Here is a 17,714-nt window from a genome sequence, read left to right on the forward strand (position 1 = left end):
TAAAACCATTATTAATTTATCAAATTTTAATTTCCCATTTTATCTATATTTTTTTTGAATAAATCCGTAAAGCTAAGTATGACCAATATCTTTAATTAAGATAAATTATAAAGACACCGCGCGGAACAATTTTAGTTACAGAGGAGAATTTAAAGATGAATACAGAAAAAATAATCAATCAAAGCAAAGAAATGTATGACAAAAGCATTGCAAATGACGAGAAATTCTTCTCGTTAATTATTGACAGTACGGAAAAGAAATTGATTAATCATACGTCCATCAACATCCCTGAAAGTGCGCTTATAATTATAAATAGTGAAAATTACTTTTTATCTAAGGGATACTTTAAAAATGTATCTATTAATCATTGTGAAAACCTTAAAATAGATTTTAATTCTAAATGTATAATAACTTTTGAATTAGAAAACTATGCTCCAAAAAGAATTAACGCTTTATTTAATTCCTTTATCTTGTCATTACAAAGTTCGAAACTTAAATGTGTCTATGAAGACACTATAGAAAGTATATTTATTTATTTTGCCGATGAAAACTACGAATATTTATCTTCATATTACTTTAACAATGAAAATGATTGCATCCAGAAAATAAGTGGTAAGCAAAGGATTGGTGAATTATTTATCAAAACCCTTCTTCATTCAAAAGGTATTATAAATTGGAAGGTTATCAAAGGAGATGCAAAAAATGTCTAAAAATGACATTTTTAATAACTATCGCCCTGAAAACATTACCATGAGAAGGGTTAATCCCGAATTGAACAAGTCGAATGATACTACCAATATTTTTGCTGAATATGAACAGGCTATAAACCCGTCTGATATAGACAAATTATTTCTAGATATAACCCATAAAAATAATGATAACAAAGAATACTTGCATTCCTTATCAACTATTCAAACAAATACTGATATAAACGAACTATTTTCCAACATTACCCACAAGGGCAATGACAACAAAGAATACTTGCATTCCTTATCAACTATTCAAACAAACAATAAAACTGTAAAAAGTAATTACAAAAATGCTCATTTACCAGCTAATAAAATTGCTGAATTAATAATTAGCGAATTTAGTTTTGTGATAATAAACAATTTACCTCATTATTGGGATAACAAAAAATCATATTATATCGCTCTTTCATCCGAAAGAGCAGATAACTTTATAAGGAGAAATATTCCACCAAATTTGAAATCACAAATAAATTCTAGGTTAATTCACGAAATATATCGTTGGATTCTTTCAGATACATCAATAATTGTAGACTCTTCTAAAGACTTGAAAAAAAAGCAAAAATTAATCGCCTTTAAAAATGGTATTTTTCACATTAAGAAACAGAAGTTACTTAGCCACGATCAAAAGTATTTCATCACATCTGTTATTAATGCAGATTATATTAAGAAAGAAACTAAAGGTACCTATTTCATTAAATTTATTGATGATATCAGTAAAAATGATTCAGCTTTAGCAACTAGGTTACAAGAATTGTTTGGCTACGTAATTTCTGAAGTGAGAAATATTAAAATCATCCCTTTTTTATTGGGTCCTAAAGATTCTGGTAAATCTATTATTTTGAAATTATTGGAGTATATGATTGGACCAAAATACTATACTTCTATTAGTATCGACCAATTAAACCGTCCTGAATATTTAGCCGAACTCTATGGAATGAAACTAAATACTTGTGCTGAAATGCAAGAAATTTCACTTTCTAGATTAGACATTATAAAAAAATTAACTGGTGGCGATTCCCTAACTGCAAAACCACTATATAATCAGCCCTTCAAATTTATAAATTCAGCAGCATTAATTTTTGCTGGCAATAGCTTGCCAAAGATAAAAGGTACAGATAACTACAATGCTTTTTCAAAGAGAATAGAGATTTTCCCTTTTTTAAACACCATTCCAAAAGAGAAACAAGATCCACAGTTATTTGAAAAACTAGTAAAGGAAATAGATTTTATTGCTCAATGGGCTGTACAGGGATTCATCAGATGGAAAAATAATAACTTTAACTTTACAAATACAAACTTAATTGATGATACTTTATTGCAATTCGAGCGTAATTCAAATTCATGCCAAGCTTTCATAAATGATGAATGTATACTTTCTAATAATAAGAAAATCTTTAGTAGTGATTTGTACACGGCTTATAAAGCTTATTGTGAAAAATACAGTCTTATACCAACATCACAATTTGAAATGCAAAAATTATTAACCACACAATTTAATATTAAAAAAACTAAATTTAGAATGAACAATGAAAATCGAAATGGCTACATTGGAATTACATTAATTGATTATTATGAAGGAGAAGATAATAATGGAGTTTAATGAAAATAAATTAAATGGCAAAATTTTAGAGGCAATAACAGCCATAGTCAACCAAATTTCAAGTCAAAGTACCTCAAATTGGCTGAGTATGAAGGAAGCCGCAAAATATGCTGGTGTTTCCTACAATACCCTTATGAAATTCCCCCATAAAGGATTAAAAATATGCAAAATTGACGGTATCAAACGCGTATCAAAGAAAGAAATCGACCGCTTCCTAGATGAGCATAGCTTTTAATACTTCAAGCGGATTTTTCCTCAGTTAAATTATATATTATAACAGTGAGGACCAATCCTCTTTTTATATCTTGCCCCCGCATCGATATTAGGAGGATCACTATGACAAATAATAATTCTTCACCCATTAAAAGTTATGAAAACAAAGATGGTAAGACGTTTTATAAATTCCAAGTTTATTTAGGTGTAGACGAGCTTACAGGTAAAGCTCGCAGTACTACCCGTAGAGGTTTTAAAACAAAAAAAGAAGCTGAGCTTGCTTTAGCTCGTATCAAACTTCAAGTCTCCGAAGGCATATACAAACAAAAAAGCACAGAGACATATCAGGAAGTATACGATCTTTGGATCACCCAATACGAACAAACAGTTGAAGAAAGTACCTTCGTTAAAACAGTCGGCTACTTTAAAAATCATATCTTACCTTCTATGGGCAGTTACCGTATCGAGAAAATTACGATCGCTATTTGTCAAAAACATTACAATGAATGGGCCGCAAAAGTTAAAAAAGCTCGTACAATTAAATCTTATGCTAAAAAAGTATTGGATTTCGCTATTGTGCATGGCTTTATTCAAACAAATCCCTTCACCCATGTTGAGACAAAAATTAAGAAAACCTTTATGGAGAGTACTGAAGATGAAAATGAAAACTTTTATACGAAGGAAGAGTTAATTTCATTTTTAGAGAAAGCAAAAGATCACCTAAACTATAAAGCATATTCTCTATTCCGTTTAATTGCTTATACAGGCATGCGTAAAAGCGAGGCATTAGCTTTAACATGGAATGATGTGAACTTTGTGGAAAGTGAGTTAACTATTAATAAAGCTATTGGACGTGGTAAACAAACACAGCTTTATTTGAAGACCACTAAGACAGGTAAACCTCGCACGATCAAATTAGATGAAACAACTTTATCGATCTTGAAAGAATGGAATATACTTCAAAAGCAGCAATATATTCAGTTAGGCATCAATACTCTGAAGAAAAATCAATTGATGTTTAGTAATACTAAAAACGATTTTATCCAACCTAGTCAAGTTCAGAAGTGGATGTATAGTGTTCAAAACAAATACACTTTGAAGAAAGTGTCACCACATGGTTTACGCCATACGCACTGCTCTCTGCTATTTGAAGCAGGTGCAAGCATTAAAGAAGTTCAGGATCGACTTGGCCATTCTGACGTAAAAACTACATTAGACATTTATACACACGTCACGAAAAAGGCCAAAGAAGGCGCTATACAGAAGTTTGTGAGCTATTTAGAAGGTTAAATTTTTGACTGAGTTTTGACTAGAAATTGACTAGATATGATTGAAAACAGGTGATATTGGATGAAATTAAAAAAGTGTCAAAACCCTGTATTATCAAGGGTTTTGACACTCATTGAAATCATTCGATTTCAGAAAATGGAGACGGCGGGAGTCGAACCCGCGTCCAAAGACTCCAATACTTCAGCTTCTACGCGTGTAGTTTGCCTATTTGGGATTCACGTAACATTATGCCGACAAACAGGCGTCCTGTACGCTAACCTGGAAATCTCTTGCCGGTGACTCAGATGGCACCACCGACCGTATCCCACTAAAGTTGGGCCCCACGTTCTCTACATGGGCGATAGAGAGGCAGAGCGCTTACGAGCTTACGCTGCGAAAGCTAAGTTTTGTTGTTTGCCAGTTATTATATAACTGTCGTTGATGACGGAGCCGAGCCCTCCGACGCGCGACTAAAGCTTGAACCATCCCTGTCGAATCCGTAACGTCCCCTTGATATATGAAGCGAAGCGGTTGGGCCTCGTTCAAACAAAGAGCTAGAATTGCTTCTAGTACGGTGGGAGCTTAAAAGTACGCTTCCATGAAATCTGGCAATCAGTAATACATATTATAAAACAAATTTGGCAATAGTTCAAGTGTCCCGCCATAGTAGAAAAAATTGGCTTAGCCACCTATGCTATCCGCCAGATTGAGCTTTCTATCCATCATTTTAGTCGTTCTATCCATCACTTTCGCCGTTCTATCCACCACATTTCAATCTCTATCCGTCACTTCCGCCATTATCCACTACATTTCAATCTCTATCCGTCACTTCCGCCATTCTATTCATCGCATCAATTTCTATCCGTCACTCCCGCCATTCTATCGCCTCGTCAGCACCTCACTACACTCTGCAACAGGCACTCCAACCCCAAAGCAAAAAGCTCACCAATAATAGTGAGCTTTCTCGGAATCTATTAAATTTGATTTTTGGATTTGAAGGTACGTTCCATTTCGCGTTTGGCTTCTTTTTTGCGCATGTCGTTGCGTTTATCGTAGTCTTTTTTACCTTTGCCGACGCCGATTAATAGCTTGGCATAGCCGTCTTTGATGTACATTTTCAATGGAACGATTGTGTAGCCGTCACGTTTCACGGCACCGACTAGCTCGCCGATTTGCTTTTTATGGAGTAGCAATTTGCGGGCGCGCAGTGGGTCGTGATTGAAACGGTTTCCTTGATCGAAGGGGCTGACATGCATGTTGCTAATCCATGCTTCGCCATTGGTAATTCGAACATAGGAGTCCTTTAGTTGGGCCTTGCCTGCACGAATGGATTTGATTTCTGTCCCGGTTAGGACCATACCTGCTTCGATTGTGTCCTCAATAAAGTAATCGTGTCCAGCTTTTTTGTTTTGTGCTAATACTTTTCCAGAACCTTTTGCCATATGATTCACCCTCTACTTTAAAGGTTGAGCTTCAGCGAAAGCATCCTTTCAAAGGACGCTTTCGCTCCTGCTTATTTACGTTTTGTTTTTTTCTTTTTGTTTTTCTTTGCGACGCCCTCATAAAACTTTTGCTTTTGTTTTACATGTTTTTTAGGGCCTGGGCTTGAGTCATCTTTGCGGCGTCCACGTGGGTCACGGTCGCTTTCACTGCGTTCCCCGCGTTTTGGACCACGACTTCCGCCTTCCTCTTGGCGACCGCCTCTACGGTTGCCGCCACCACGTCCGCCTTTTTCCTCGTCGCTGCGTGTGCTTCGGCGACTTCGTCCATCTTTGTTATCGTTATAATTTTTACGTGCGTGGATAACAGTCGGTGCTGCTTTGCGTGTTCGACCAAATGAAGTGACCATTCCAACGATTTCAAAATCAATGGATGACTCCTCAATAATGACATTCGCAACACGAACTGTCACTTCATCACCAATTCGGAACTGACGATTTGTTCGTTCACCGATCATCATCATTTGACGATCATCAAAACGGTAGTAATCATCCGTCATATTGCTAATATGGACAAGTCCTTCAATCGTGTTTGGCAGCTCCACGAAAATTCCGAAGTTTGTAATAGATGAAACGATTCCTTCGAATTCTTCACCAATTTTATCGGACATATATTGTGCTTTTTTCAGGGCGTCCGTATCACGTTCTGCATCGACAGCACGACGTTCACGCTCTGATGTATGGTCAGCAATTTCATCCATTGCCATACTCCACTGTGCAACCGTTTCTCGAGACGTATCCTTATTAATTAAATACGTACGAATTAAACGGTGTACGATTAAATCTGGATAACGACGAATTGGTGATGTGAAGTGTGTATAGAAATCGGTTGATAAGCCAAAGTGACCAAGGCTTTCAGGGTAATATTTTGCCTGTTGCATCGAGCGTAAGAGCATCGTTGAAATGACAGGCTCTTCTGGCATACCTTCAATTGCTTTCAATACATCCTGTAACGCCTTAGGATGGACGGTATTACCTGTACCTTTAATTAAAATACCGAAATTCGTGACAAATTCAAAGAAGCGTTGAAGCTTTTCTGGCTTTGGATCTTCGTGAATACGATATAGGAACGGTACATTCATCCAGTGGAAGTGCTCTGCTACTGTTTCATTGGCAGCTAGCATGAAATCTTCAATTAATTTCTCTGCTACAGTACGCTCACGTATTTCAATATCAACTGGCCATCCTTCATCGTTAACGATCACTTTGGATTCTTTAAAGTCAAAGTCAATCGCCCCTCGTGATTCACGTTTACGACGTAAAATGTTAGACAGCTCAGCCATGTTTTTAAACATTGGAACAAGTGGCTCGTAGCGTTCCATTAACGCTTCATCCTGCTCCTCTAAAATTTTATAAACGTCCTTATAGGTCATACGCTCTGTCGTTTTAATAACACTTTGGAAAATTTCATGTGAAATCACATTCCCACTAGCATCAATAATCATTTCACAGGATAGGGTTAAACGGTCAACCTGTGGGTTTAATGAACAAATGCCATTTGATAAACGATGTGGGATCATTGGAATGACACGGTCTGTTAAGTAGACACTTGTCGCACGGTCGTAAGCTTCAATATCAATAACTGAGCCTTGCGTTACATAATAACTAACATCTGCAATATGTACGCCAAGCTTATAAGTACCATCTACATTTTTAATTACGGTTACTGCATCATCCAAGTCCTTTGCATCAGCACCATCAATCGTCACAATCGTTTCATGTCGTAAATCACGGCGGCCAACTAAATCAGCCTCGGTAATTTCATCTGGTACTCGTTGTGCAGCAGCGATGACTTCATCTGGGAATTCAGGTGGAATGTCATGCTTATATAAGATCGATAAAATGTCTACACCGGGATCATTTTTATGCCCTAAAATTTTCGTAATATAGCCTGTAGCAGATTTTAAATCTTCAGGCCATGTTGCAACCTCAACAACAACCTTGTGTCCCTCGACAGCACCTAATGTATCACCTTTAGCGATAAAGATATCCATTGGTAGCTTTTTATCGTCTAAGACAACAAAGCCAAAGCCACGATTTGCCTGGAATGTGCCGACAAAGCTTGTTTGACCACGCTCAACGACCTTTGTTACAGTTCCTTCTCGGCGATCCCCGAATGATTCTTTTAAGACACGAATCAAAACGATATCTCCATTAATTGCACCGTTAATTTCATGTGGCGGGATGAACACATCATCCATGCCTTCAATATCAGGTGACACGAAACCAAAGCCCTTCGCATGCCCAATAAATTTACCTCTAAGTAAATTCATCCGCTCCGGTAAGCCATAACGATTCGAGCGAGAACGCACAACTAAGCCTTGCCCTTCCATGCGAACAAGCGTTTTAACAAGCTCTTTAAATTCCTCAGCATCCTCAAAGCCGAATTCATCCTCAATTTCTCCGACAGTTAATGGTTTATACTCATCTTGACCGAAAAAATCGAGTAAACGACTTTGTAGTGTATCTTTTTGGTCTTTCATACATATTCCCTCCTTCATGAGAAAATCCTATTTATAATTTATTGTGCCCAATTTAGGCTTTCTAAAAAGCGATAAATATCTTCATGTAATTGATCTTTTTCTTGATCTAATGTAATAACATGTTTTGAGTTTTCATACCACTTGATGTGCTTATCAAGTGACTCAGTTTGATTATATATAATGTTGGCAGATTCTGTCTCTATTACTTCATCATTTGTAGCTTGTACAACAAAAATAGGGGCATAAATCATGTCAATTTCTTGACGTGTACGTGCAATAAATGCACGAAGCTCCTGAAGAGATGGCATGCCTTTTTCAGCAATACGTGCAACCTCTGTGACGATTTGTTCTTGCTGTTTACCTTGGAATTTTTTATAGTCTCTAGCATATTTTAAAACACCCTCGAACATGACATCTGTTGTACGCATAGTCATAGGGGCACACATTGTGACAATGCCTTTAACAGGGTTATTTAATGCTACGTTTAATGCCATCACACCGCCTAGTGAGAGGCCAGCAACGGCAATTTCCTGATAGCCAGCTTCCTGTAACTGTTTGTAGGCAGCTACGACATCCTGCCACCAATCAGCTGGACCTGTTGTGATTAGTTCTTCCGGTTCCACACCGTGACCTTTATAGTGAGGTGCTAATGTAGTATACCCTTTTTTCTCTAAAAATCTACCAAGCATTCGCACGTCTGCCGAGCTTCCTGTAAAGCCATGTAATAATAAAACGGCACGTGGACCTGCTTGAAAGAAAAATGGCTGTGATAATGATTTATTCATTGTAAGTACTCCTTCCTCCTGAAACACTCATACATACTATACCCATTATCGCCACCTCGCTTATGCCTTAGTGAATGACATTTGGCTATTGGGTTACAATTCATTTTTTGCTATGGAGAGAGAATTTACCATTAGGTAATGATAAAAGAAAACGCCCAACCAATTTGGTTAGGCGAAATATCTTCAACTATTAGATTTTTGTAATAGCGATTGCTAAAATAAAGAATAGGATTGCTAACACAATTGTTGCACGGTGAAGGATTAAATCCATACCACGTGCTTTTTGCTTTCCAAATAGTTGCTCAGCTCCACCCGAGATGGCACCTGATAAGCCTGCACTTTTACTAGATTGAAGTAATACCACAACGATTAACGCTAATGATACGATAACTAATGAAACTAATACTACTGTATGCATTCACTGCACCTCCCGAACTTTGAAACATCACAACAGACTATATTATAACAAAAAAAGGTTGCCATGACAAACTTAGCTTTATGTTTAGTAGGAATTTTCCGCTTTATGCACGTCTACTTGTCACCTTTTACTACTATTAGTGGATGTCACACGCTTCCAAATTATCTTATAATGGTAAAAAAAGATTTTTTTGGAGGAAAGAAGTTTTGAACAAAAAAATAATAATGCTGCTTTTATTATGCTGTATGATTCCCTTTGTGACAGCATGCTCAAAAGCAATTAATATACTACTTGAAGAAGATGATGTAACAACAGAGACCTTAGCTGAAGAAACAAAAAACGATGTGAAAAAGCCAGAAAATAAAGCACTATCCGAATCTTTTTCACCTTCGGAATTATTCTCAACAACGCTATTTAAGGATGATCCTGCTTTACTACAATTTACAAAAAGGGTTGAAAAACAAGTAGCTAAATTTGAACAGCACTTTGAAGTTCCTTATACAGGAAAGCTCGATTTCGAGGATTTTGAAGTACAACTAAATGATTTAAATAGCTTGATTACTTTTGTAGATCCGTATACAGCAGGTTATTTCCTTACCTATGAATGGACAGCATGGGAAACAGATGATGGCTATTTAGTTGAATTGTCGATTGATTACCTCACAGATGCTAAGAAGGAGCAAAAGGTCAATCAATATGTGGAAGAGTTTGCAGATCAGTATATCACGAAAGAAATGACAGATTTTGAACGTGCTAAAACGATTAATGATTATGTTGTACAGTTAGCAACGTATACAGAACAAGGCTCTACTGAGGGCCAGTCTGTTTTTGAATTAATTAGTGAAGAAACTGCGGTATGTCAGGCTTATGCATTACTTGCTTATCGTCTGTTTTTAGCGTCTGATCTTGATGCGAAATATGTTTATGGCTATAGCGAGGATCAACTACATGCTTGGAACTTAGTCAGTATCGATGACGATTGGTATCATCTTGATACAACTTGGAATGATGTTGATCCCGAAGAACCCTATACGGTTTCTTATGAATATTTTTTAGTTAATGATGAAAAACTAAGTCAAGATCATTTATGGGCAACTGAAAACTACTTTGCCGCAACGAGTGATGACTATGATTTTATGCATGATATGTGGTATGCCAACACCGTAGATACTGTGATTTATTATAACAGCCTGAACGATAATAAGGTCTATTCTTATGATGTTGCCACGAATGAAAATAAGCAAATTACAGAAACTGCCTGCTATTATTTAGCTACTTATAGTGACTCCATTTATTGCAGTGACTATGACAATGCTGGCTATTTAACAAAAATTAATGTCGATGACGGTTCCGAAGAAGTATTATTCGAGGATGAAGTGCTTAATTTATACATCCAAGATGGTATTTTATATTACGAAACATTAGACGGCTCACAACATCAACAAAAATTGTAAGGCCTCAATAGAATCTGTGTGACTTTTTCACAGATTCTATTCTTCTCTTGACTCATCCGTAGCATCCAGGAAAAAGTCCAAACGAAAGGAAAATCACCACAACGCCACAGATATATACCTCCACATTTACATTATTACCATATTTTATTAACAAATTATTAACGGTAGCTTTACACCCTTCCTTTACACTTACATTTGAAATCACCTAAAGGAGGAAAATCATGAAATACGCAAAAAAATGGACTTCATTGTTTTTAGCAAGTGCAGTGACTTTATCCGCAGTTAGTATCCCACAACAAGAGGTACAAGCAGCAGAAGTAAATAAACCGACAAATGTCATTATGCTTGTGATGGATGGAAGCAGTAATAATGCTGTAACCCTTTCTCGTTGGTATAAAGGTGAGAGCTTAGCAATGGATGAAATTTTATCGGGTGCTATGCGCACATATTCTGCTGAATCAGCCATTACCGATTCTGCGCCTGCTGCTACTGCGTTAGCAACTGGCCATAAATCGAACGATAAATATGTAGGTGTGCTACCATCGGTGATTAATTCACCTGGATTAGCGCAAATCTCTCAAGAGGATGCTTTCCGACCTGTAGCCAATGTGCTTGAAGGGGCTAAGCAGCAGGGCAAGTCGACTGGATTAATTTCTACTTCTGAAATTCAACATGCCACACCAGCTGGTTTTTCAGCACATGTTAACAATCGAAGTCAATACGGTGATATCGCTGAGCAGCAAGTTTACCAAAACATAGACGTGGTATTAGGTGGCGGTTTAGAATCGTTATCACCAGGTACATCTAAAAATGCTCGTAAAGATGGCGAGGATTTAATCAAAGTTCTAAATGATAAAAGTTATGATCTAGTTAAAACGCGTGATGAGCTAGTCAATAGTCAGTCCTCAAAAATTTGGGGAAGCTTTGCACCAAGTGCACTTGCTTATGACTTAGATCGTGCAAAAACAAGAGCAACTGAGCCTACGCTTGCTGAAATGACTAATAAAGCGATCAATACACTGAAAAAGGATGAGGATGGCTTCTTCCTCTTTGTTGAGGGTAGTAAGGTCGACTGGGCAGCACATGCCAATGATACAATCGGTATTATTAGCGATATTTTATCGTTTGATGATGCGGTAAAAGAAGCAGTAGATTTCGCGAAGGAAGATGGCAATACATTAGTTATTGCTGTTACAGACCATGGGAATAGCGGGATTACAATGGGGAACGCAAACACAACGAGTACCTATTCAAACATTCCAGTCTCTGCTTATATTGATCCATTGAAAAAAGCATCGATGACGGTTGAAGGAGCATTGAGTCAACTAAAAGAAGATCGCTCCAATTTAGTAGAGGTAGCTGCCCTTTATGGTTTAGATCAATTAACTGAAGACGAGTTATCTACATTAAAATCTGCTAAAGACTTAGGCAGTGAAATGGTTAAAATGCTAGCAAATCGCGCAAACATTGGCTATACAACAGGTGGCCATACTGGTGAAGATGTATTCTTATATTCTTTCGGTCCTTCTAAATTGACAGGACTTGTAGAAAACACTGATTTAGCTCATAGTATGGCGAAATTTATGGGCTTTGACTTAAATGCTTTGACAAATGATTTATATGTGCCAGCAACAAAAGCCTTTGCAGAAATGGGCTTTACTACAAAAATCGATTTATCGGATAAAGAAAATCCAACATTTATTGCACAAAAAGCGGATGTGACAGTGAAAATTCCAGTCAATAAAAATACAATGATTTATGAACAAACTTCAACGAATACTGCAAAGACCCATACATTTGACACAATTAATGTCTACAACGGCTCTGAATTTTATGTATCAAAAAAAGTTATCAATGCAATGAAATAAAAACAATGGCGCAAACATAAGTTGAGATTATTCACTTATGTTCGCGCTTTTTTTACATAAAAATGACCATCCAACAATTTGAAGTATCCACACTTTCCTCCAGAACCTTAAATTTACCTTAATTTAATCTTATGATTTACTGAATTCATCTTAATTCAGCAACATTTTTCTCCACATTCCGTCAAATCAGTGTTAAAAACATAAGGTAAGGATTTTTAACTAGTAAATTACTATTTTTTGAAAGTTTAATCCTATACTTTTTTTCATTGGAGGTGGACAAATGCAATCCATCAAAAATAATGAGCATTTACGCTTTATTGGCTTGACGTTATTTTATTTGATCGTTTTGGTACTGCTGTTTCTTATACATGGCTTCCATGATATGAACGCTGGACCATTTATATATACGGAATTTTAAATAAAGGAGATTTAATTATGTTACGTATTTTAGCAGCTATTGAACGCGTGGCAACCCAGCAGCCACAAAGAACTGCTTATCAAACGCACAATGCCTCCTTAACATACGGTGAGCTTTGGCACTTATCGGATTGTGTGGCCGATTATATGATGAAGCTTAACTTACGGAGACAACAACCTATTGTCGTTTATGGACATATGTCCCCTCTACAAATTGTTGCCTTTTTAGGTGCTGTAAAGGCTGGTCACCCATACGTACCCGTTGACTCGTCAACCCCAACCGAACGATTACAGCTCATTTTAGAAGCATCTAAAGCAGGCTTATTGTGCACAACAGAGCCATTATACATGCTGACAAACATCCCCGTTATGGCGGTGAGCGATATGTTAGAGTCCTCCTCATCAGAAACACCTCCGTCAACAGCATGGGTGCAGAATGAGGAAATTCATTATATTATTTACACTTCAGGTTCAACTGGTCAACCAAAGGGTGTACAAATAACAGCTAATAATTTAGCACACTTCGTCACATGGATGCAGGAGCACTTCCCTTTACAAAAAGATGGCGTCTTTTTAAATCAAGCACCTTATTCCTTTGATTTATCTGTGATGGATCTCTATCCAGCTCTTGTAGGAGGACATACGCTTTATGCGATTACACAACAAGAAATTGCTAACCCTAAAGCGTTGTTTGATTCCTTAGCTACATCGAATACCCGTGTTTGGACTTCTACGCCTTCCTTCGCCAAGATGTGTTTAATGAACAAAGAGTGGAATCAAGAGCTTATGCCAGCATTAGATACTTTTTTATTCTGTGGTGAGGTACTACCACTAGCGGTTAGTAACGAGTTAATGCAGCGTTTTCCACAGGCGACCATTTTCAACTTATACGGACCAACGGAAACAACTGTGGCTGTATCCTATGTTGAGGTGACAAAAGAGTTAGTAGAACGCTTTGAGCAATTACCTATTGCCCCAATTACGGATCCAAGCGTGTCTTTAGTAGAAGATGGAGAAATTGTGATTTCAGGTCCAACTGTTAGTGCAGGGTATTTAGGAGCGCCTGAATTAACCGCGAAGGCCTTCCCGACTGTAGCTGGCAATCGCATCTATCAAACTGGGGATATGGGTTATGAGCAAGATGGCTATTTGTTCTTTTCTGGTCGCAAGGATTTCCAAGTTAAACTACATGGTTATCGTTTAGAAATCGAAGAAATTGAAAAACAAATAAGCAACCTTCCACCTGTTTCAAGCTGTGTGGTTATACCCGTTTATAAAGAGAAAGAAATTATTTCTCTAAGCGCCTATCTTGTTTTACGAGAGCCATTAAAGGACTCTGCCTTCAAAACGACCAAACAGTTAAAAGGACTTTTATCAGAGTACTTACCTGCTTATATGATACCTAAAACGTTTAAATATATGGATGCTTTACCGTTAAATCCAAATGGTAAGGTTGATCGTAAAGGATTGGCGGTTATGGAAACAGTATGACGCCTTATGGAAATATAGCATTCTTTGTGATTATCGGACTTTTATTACTACCAACCATGTTATTAGGTTTACGAGGCAAATCATCGAAACACTATAATCTATTTGTATCGGTGATTGTCTTAGCCATGATCTTTGGAAATTCGTTGAATGGGTCCATTTCGCTCATTCTATTTACGGTCTTCCAGGTAGTCCTTATTGTGGCTTATCAACGCTACCGACTTCTGCAAAATAGCGGCACAATCTTTGTCATGGCTGTACTATTATCAATTTTGCCGCTTGTCCTTGTAAAAGTACTACCTATTCTTGGTTTACATCATTTATTTGGCTTCCTTGGTGTATCCTACATTACCTTTAAAGCTGTACAAATGATTTTAGAAACCCGTGATGGCCTAATGAAGGAGAAAATTTCCGTCTTAGAGCTAGCCTATTTTTTACTGTTCTTTCCTACAGTATCATCAGGTCCTATCGATCGTTGGCGTCGTTTTTCAAAGGATTTTCATACAGTGCCTTCTTCGGAAGACTATCAAAAACTTTTGTTGAGCGGTATTAACTATATCTTTGTAGGCTTTTTATATAAATTTATTTTGGCGTATTTAATTTACAACTACACGCTTATTTATTTGCCAAATCATACGTATAACTATTTGACACCTTTCCAAGGCCAACTTGCGTATATGTACATGTATAGCTTTTACTTATTCTTTGATTTTGCTGGCTATAGTGCATTTGCAGTTGGTGTTAGTCGAATCATGGGGATACAAACGCCTATTAACTTTAACCGCCCATTCGCCAGTCGCAATATTAAAGACTTTTGGAACCGTTGGCATATGAGTCTTTCCTTCTGGTTTAGAGATTATGTGTATATGCGATTCGTGCTTTGGATGACAAAGAAAAAATGGCTGAAAAATAAATTCGCCATTTCCTATATGGGCTTCTTTTTACTGTTCTTTTTAATGGGTATTTGGCATGGTCTAGAATGGCACTTTGTAGTCTACGGACTCTATCATGCCCTATTAATTATATGTTTTGATAAGTTTGAACGCTGGAATAAAAAGCATAAGCGTTGGCCAAAAAACAAATGGACTCATGCCATTGGCGTATTCATCACGTTTAATGCCGTTTGCTTTGGCTTCTATATTTTTTCTGGCAAATTATTTTAACCAAAGGCTGAAAAAGCCTGTTCAATAAAGGAGAATTATTAATGGATAAACAACAAGTTTTAGAAATGCTAGTCGAGTTATGTGAAGATGAAATTATTGTAGAAAACCCAGATATTGATTTATTCGAAGAAGGTCTTCTAGACTCATTTGGTACAATTAATTTATTAGTAGAAATTGAAAATCGTTTTTCTATTTCTGTACCGATTACTGATTTTAATCGTGAAGAATGGAATACGCCTAACCGAATTGCAGGGAAATTAGCTGAAAGACAATGATAAAGAAAGGCTTTCTATCTCTATTTATTGCCTTAGCACTTTTTACTGGCTTTGTCTTCTTCCCTAACGCTTGGATCAAAGCATGGATTTCAGATGAGGATGTTGAGCAAGCCAAAACAAATATGTCTCCGCTTGTATTCCAAGGTGCGTATTTACAGGAGCGAATGTTGCAGGAGTCTAATTCTATGCCTTTATACGGTTCGTCAGAATTAAATCGTTTTGACCCGTTCCACCCATATAATTATGCACGTGCAACCGATGCTCCGTATTCGACATTTATGATAGGTCGTGGGGGCATGCAGTCCATTACCCATTTTTTAAATTTTGCTACACAAGAGAAAAATTTAAAGGATAAAAAAGTAGTCTTTATCATTTCTCCACAATGGTTTACGGAGAGAGGCATGGGTGAATTTCATTTTTCACCAAATTACTCTATGTTACAGGCCTATGATTTAGCGTTTAATCAAGAGATGGATGCCGACCTTCGTAAACGTGCAATGGAACGCCTGTTAGAATTTGATACCGTCAAGCGAGATCGTCTCTTAAAAACGATGTATCAATACCAAATGTCAAACGGCAAAGAAAAACCGATTACTGGACGTATGGCCATGGTGGCAGGACGTTTTCATAAGGAATTGCTAGAAAAAAAGGATTTATATTATTCGCTATTCCCACGTAAAGGTCATCCCTTAAAAAGTAATGATAAGCTCATTGCCAATCAATCCTTTGAACAGCAAGTGCAGGCTGCTGAAGCATATGGGAAGAAACGTGTATCCAATGAATACATGATTGAAAACCGCGCTTATAAGCGCCTGGTTAACGCTAATTTTTCAAAGTTTAAGGACATGAGAAAGCATGAAGACTATACGGAATCTCCAGAATATAAGGATTTTCAGTTAGTCATGGATGTGTTAAAGGATGCTGGTGCTAAGCCATTATTCGTCTCTATCCCCGTTAACGGTTATTGGTATGATTATAATGGCTATCCTGAGGAGCGTCGTCAAAAGTACTACGCGAAGATGGAGCAAATTTTAAAGGATGCCAATGTCGACTACGTTGATTTTACAGACCATGAGTACGATCCTTATTTTATTATGGATACGATTCATATGGGTTGGAAAGGCTGGGTCTATCTGGACCAGCATATGGATAAATATTGGGCACAGCAATAATCCGTTTTATTAGCTAATGGAGGGTCAGTCTGAAGTGTTAAATCACTACAGACTGACCTTATTTATTTTCATTTGCTTTCATCATAATTTAATGAGAAAAGTCTAAGATCTTCAGGATCATTGGAGAATTGGAGTAGCCCTTCAAACTGCAAGCCTATTCTTTCGAGTAACTTAGCTGACGCGTGATTATCCTGGGTTGTGATGGCCACAATTCGATTTAACCCTAGTGTATCTATACCATATGCTAATACAGCTGACGCTGCTTCATAGGCATATCCTTTTCCCCAATAATCAGGGAGAAAAGCGAATCCAATATCTACATCTTCTAGCGATTCTCTTTTTACGAAACCGCAAATTCCAATCGGGGTTTGATCTTCTTTTTTTTCAACTAAATATAGGCAGAATCCGAATTGCTCATACATGCGTATTGGACCATTTTCTATATAACTAGACGCCTCCTCTACGGTCTTCACACCGCGGTCACCAATGAATTGTATCCACGAAGGATCATTCACTAGTTCAAGAATAAATTTCGCATCATCTGTTGTTTGTAAGCGCAGTATAAGTCGTTCAGTTTCAAGTATTTTCATTATCATCCTGCTCTCCTTTCATCTGTATGGCTAGAAGCTTAAAGCCAAATTTACTATTCTCCCATTCAGACGTTAAAATGGAATAATGATATTCATCAACCCATTGTTCCTTTGTATCATCCATATTAAATCTTCTTAAAAGAAGATGGTCTGTTCCAGCAAAAACTTGAATTTTTTTTCTATAGTATTTTCCCGTTCAAAACTTTCTAAAATCTATACGCTTCTTAGCTATTATAATCATTTTAACCGTGATATGCTCTATTCTGCTCGA

At 37.1% G+C, this 17,714-nt stretch carries 17 protein-coding genes and 1 other RNA gene; 11 read left to right on the top strand and 7 right to left on the bottom strand.

Annotated elements, in window-relative coordinates; translation table 11 throughout:
- The first annotated feature begins 155 nt into the window (after positions 1–155).
- From GJU32_RS00685 to GJU32_RS00700, 4 genes are all read left to right on the top strand, one after another.
- On the top strand, positions 156–710 hold the full coding sequence (locus tag GJU32_RS00685; protein ID WP_155590040.1) for a hypothetical protein: 555 nt from the start codon (positions 156–158) through the stop codon (positions 708–710).
- The gene (locus GJU32_RS00690) at positions 703–2,349 is read left to right on the top strand and encodes a DNA primase family protein (RefSeq protein ID WP_196426552.1); all 1,647 of its coding nucleotides are present in this window, start codon (positions 703–705) and stop codon (positions 2,347–2,349) included. Before GJU32_RS00685 ends, GJU32_RS00690 begins: the two co-directional genes overlap by 8 nt.
- Positions 2,339–2,584, top strand: a complete 246-nt coding sequence (locus GJU32_RS00695; protein ID WP_155590042.1) for a helix-turn-helix domain-containing protein — start codon at positions 2,339–2,341, stop codon at positions 2,582–2,584. Before GJU32_RS00690 ends, GJU32_RS00695 begins: the two co-directional genes overlap by 11 nt.
- Before the next feature lie 101 nt (positions 2,585–2,685).
- Positions 2,686–3,852 carry a site-specific integrase gene (locus GJU32_RS00700; protein ID WP_155590043.1) on the top strand — a complete coding sequence of 389 codons (1,167 nt, stop codon included), beginning with the start codon at positions 2,686–2,688 and terminating at the stop codon, positions 3,850–3,852.
- Between the two features lie 133 nt (positions 3,853–3,985).
- Here the strand turns inward: GJU32_RS00700 and ssrA are convergent.
- From ssrA to secG, 5 genes are all read right to left on the bottom strand, one after another.
- Positions 3,986–4,341, bottom strand: a transfer-messenger RNA (tmRNA) gene (gene ssrA / locus GJU32_RS00705).
- A 464-nt stretch (positions 4,342–4,805) separates the two neighbouring features.
- Positions 4,806–5,273, bottom strand: a complete 468-nt coding sequence (gene smpB, locus GJU32_RS00710; protein WP_155590044.1) for an SsrA-binding protein SmpB — start codon at positions 5,271–5,273, stop codon at positions 4,806–4,808.
- Positions 5,274–5,344: 71 nt separating this feature from the next.
- Positions 5,345–7,813 (bottom strand): ribonuclease R, encoded by a 2,469-nt coding sequence (gene rnr, locus GJU32_RS00715; protein WP_155590045.1) that lies wholly within the window; start codon positions 7,811–7,813, stop codon positions 5,345–5,347.
- A gap of 38 nt (positions 7,814–7,851) precedes the next feature.
- The gene (locus GJU32_RS00720; RefSeq protein WP_155590046.1) at positions 7,852–8,598 is read right to left on the bottom strand and encodes an alpha/beta hydrolase; all 747 of its coding nucleotides are present in this window, start codon (positions 8,596–8,598) and stop codon (positions 7,852–7,854) included.
- Positions 8,599–8,788: 190 nt separating this feature from the next.
- The gene (gene secG / locus GJU32_RS00725; RefSeq protein ID WP_008173196.1) at positions 8,789–9,016 is read right to left on the bottom strand and encodes a preprotein translocase subunit SecG; all 228 of its coding nucleotides are present in this window, start codon (positions 9,014–9,016) and stop codon (positions 8,789–8,791) included.
- Between the two features lie 224 nt (positions 9,017–9,240).
- Between secG and GJU32_RS00730 the strand changes: the two genes are divergently transcribed.
- The 7 genes from GJU32_RS00730 (at position 9,241) to dltD (ending at position 16,853) form a co-directional block, all read left to right on the top strand.
- Entirely contained in the window at positions 9,241–10,470 is a 1,230-nt protein-coding gene (locus GJU32_RS00730) for a transglutaminase domain-containing protein (protein ID WP_230874889.1), read from the top strand.
- Between the two features lie 221 nt (positions 10,471–10,691).
- Positions 10,692–12,338, top strand: a complete 1,647-nt coding sequence (locus GJU32_RS00735) for an alkaline phosphatase (protein WP_155590048.1) — start codon at positions 10,692–10,694, stop codon at positions 12,336–12,338.
- Positions 12,339–12,618: 280 nt separating this feature from the next.
- Positions 12,619–12,756 (top strand): teichoic acid D-Ala incorporation-associated protein DltX, encoded by a 138-nt coding sequence (locus GJU32_RS00740; RefSeq protein ID WP_155590049.1) that lies wholly within the window; start codon positions 12,619–12,621, stop codon positions 12,754–12,756.
- A 17-nt stretch (positions 12,757–12,773) separates the two neighbouring features.
- The gene (dltA, locus tag GJU32_RS00745; RefSeq protein ID WP_155590050.1) at positions 12,774–14,246 is read left to right on the top strand and encodes a D-alanine--poly(phosphoribitol) ligase subunit DltA; all 1,473 of its coding nucleotides are present in this window, start codon (positions 12,774–12,776) and stop codon (positions 14,244–14,246) included.
- Positions 14,243–15,406: a D-alanyl-lipoteichoic acid biosynthesis protein DltB gene (dltB, locus tag GJU32_RS00750; RefSeq protein WP_155590051.1), complete on the top strand. Its 1,164-nt coding sequence runs from the start codon at positions 14,243–14,245 to the stop codon at positions 15,404–15,406. The genes dltA and dltB overlap by 4 nt, the downstream gene beginning before the upstream one ends.
- 41 nt (positions 15,407–15,447) lie before the next feature.
- Positions 15,448–15,681, top strand: coding sequence for a D-alanine--poly(phosphoribitol) ligase subunit 2 (gene dltC, locus GJU32_RS00755; RefSeq protein ID WP_155590052.1), 234 nt, complete (start codon positions 15,448–15,450; stop codon positions 15,679–15,681).
- Positions 15,678–16,853, top strand: a complete 1,176-nt coding sequence (gene dltD, locus GJU32_RS00760) for a D-alanyl-lipoteichoic acid biosynthesis protein DltD (RefSeq protein ID WP_155590053.1) — start codon at positions 15,678–15,680, stop codon at positions 16,851–16,853. The genes dltC and dltD overlap by 4 nt, the downstream gene beginning before the upstream one ends.
- Before the next feature lie 68 nt (positions 16,854–16,921).
- Here the strand turns inward: dltD and GJU32_RS00765 are convergent, their stop codons facing one another.
- Positions 16,922–17,443, bottom strand: a complete 522-nt coding sequence (locus GJU32_RS00765) for a GNAT family N-acetyltransferase (RefSeq protein ID WP_155590054.1) — start codon at positions 17,441–17,443, stop codon at positions 16,922–16,924.
- Positions 17,430–17,567, bottom strand: a complete 138-nt coding sequence (locus GJU32_RS00770) for a hypothetical protein (protein WP_155590055.1) — start codon at positions 17,565–17,567, stop codon at positions 17,430–17,432. The genes GJU32_RS00765 and GJU32_RS00770 overlap by 14 nt, the downstream gene beginning before the upstream one ends.
- Positions 17,568–17,714 lie beyond the last annotated feature (147 nt).

It is taken from the genome of Lysinibacillus cavernae, assembly GCF_009724685.1.
Classification (GTDB): domain Bacteria; phylum Bacillota; class Bacilli; order Bacillales_A; family Planococcaceae; genus Lysinibacillus; species Lysinibacillus cavernae.

Excerpts from the sequence above, each read along its gene's own strand:
- GJU32_RS00770 (WP_155590055.1), bottom strand. The coding sequence starts at position 17,567 with ATGGATGATACAAAGGAACAATGGGTTGATGAATATCATTATTCCATT.
- GJU32_RS00730 (WP_230874889.1), top strand. The coding sequence starts at position 9,241 with ATGCTGCTTTTATTATGCTGTATGATTCCCTTTGTGACAGCATGCTCA.
- GJU32_RS00700 (WP_155590043.1), top strand. The coding sequence starts at position 2,686 with ATGACAAATAATAATTCTTCACCCATTAAAAGTTATGAAAACAAAGAT.
- GJU32_RS00765 (WP_155590054.1), bottom strand. The coding sequence starts at position 17,443 with ATGAAAATACTTGAAACTGAACGACTTATACTGCGCTTACAAACAACA.
- GJU32_RS00685 (WP_155590040.1), top strand. The coding sequence starts at position 156 with ATGAATACAGAAAAAATAATCAATCAAAGCAAAGAAATGTATGACAAA.
- dltD (WP_155590053.1), top strand. The coding sequence starts at position 15,678 with ATGATAAAGAAAGGCTTTCTATCTCTATTTATTGCCTTAGCACTTTTT.
- dltC (WP_155590052.1), top strand. The coding sequence starts at position 15,448 with ATGGATAAACAACAAGTTTTAGAAATGCTAGTCGAGTTATGTGAAGAT.
- smpB (WP_155590044.1), bottom strand. The coding sequence starts at position 5,273 with ATGGCAAAAGGTTCTGGAAAAGTATTAGCACAAAACAAAAAAGCTGGA.
- secG (WP_008173196.1), bottom strand. The coding sequence starts at position 9,016 with ATGCATACAGTAGTATTAGTTTCATTAGTTATCGTATCATTAGCGTTA.
- GJU32_RS00740 (WP_155590049.1), top strand. The coding sequence starts at position 12,619 with ATGCAATCCATCAAAAATAATGAGCATTTACGCTTTATTGGCTTGACG.
- GJU32_RS00695 (WP_155590042.1), top strand. The coding sequence starts at position 2,339 with ATGGAGTTTAATGAAAATAAATTAAATGGCAAAATTTTAGAGGCAATA.
- dltA (WP_155590050.1), top strand. The coding sequence starts at position 12,774 with ATGTTACGTATTTTAGCAGCTATTGAACGCGTGGCAACCCAGCAGCCA.
- GJU32_RS00690 (WP_196426552.1), top strand. The coding sequence starts at position 703 with ATGTCTAAAAATGACATTTTTAATAACTATCGCCCTGAAAACATTACC.
- GJU32_RS00735 (WP_155590048.1), top strand. The coding sequence starts at position 10,692 with ATGAAATACGCAAAAAAATGGACTTCATTGTTTTTAGCAAGTGCAGTG.
- dltB (WP_155590051.1), top strand. The coding sequence starts at position 14,243 with ATGACGCCTTATGGAAATATAGCATTCTTTGTGATTATCGGACTTTTA.
- GJU32_RS00720 (WP_155590046.1), bottom strand. The coding sequence starts at position 8,598 with ATGAATAAATCATTATCACAGCCATTTTTCTTTCAAGCAGGTCCACGT.
- rnr (WP_155590045.1), bottom strand. The coding sequence starts at position 7,813 with ATGAAAGACCAAAAAGATACACTACAAAGTCGTTTACTCGATTTTTTC.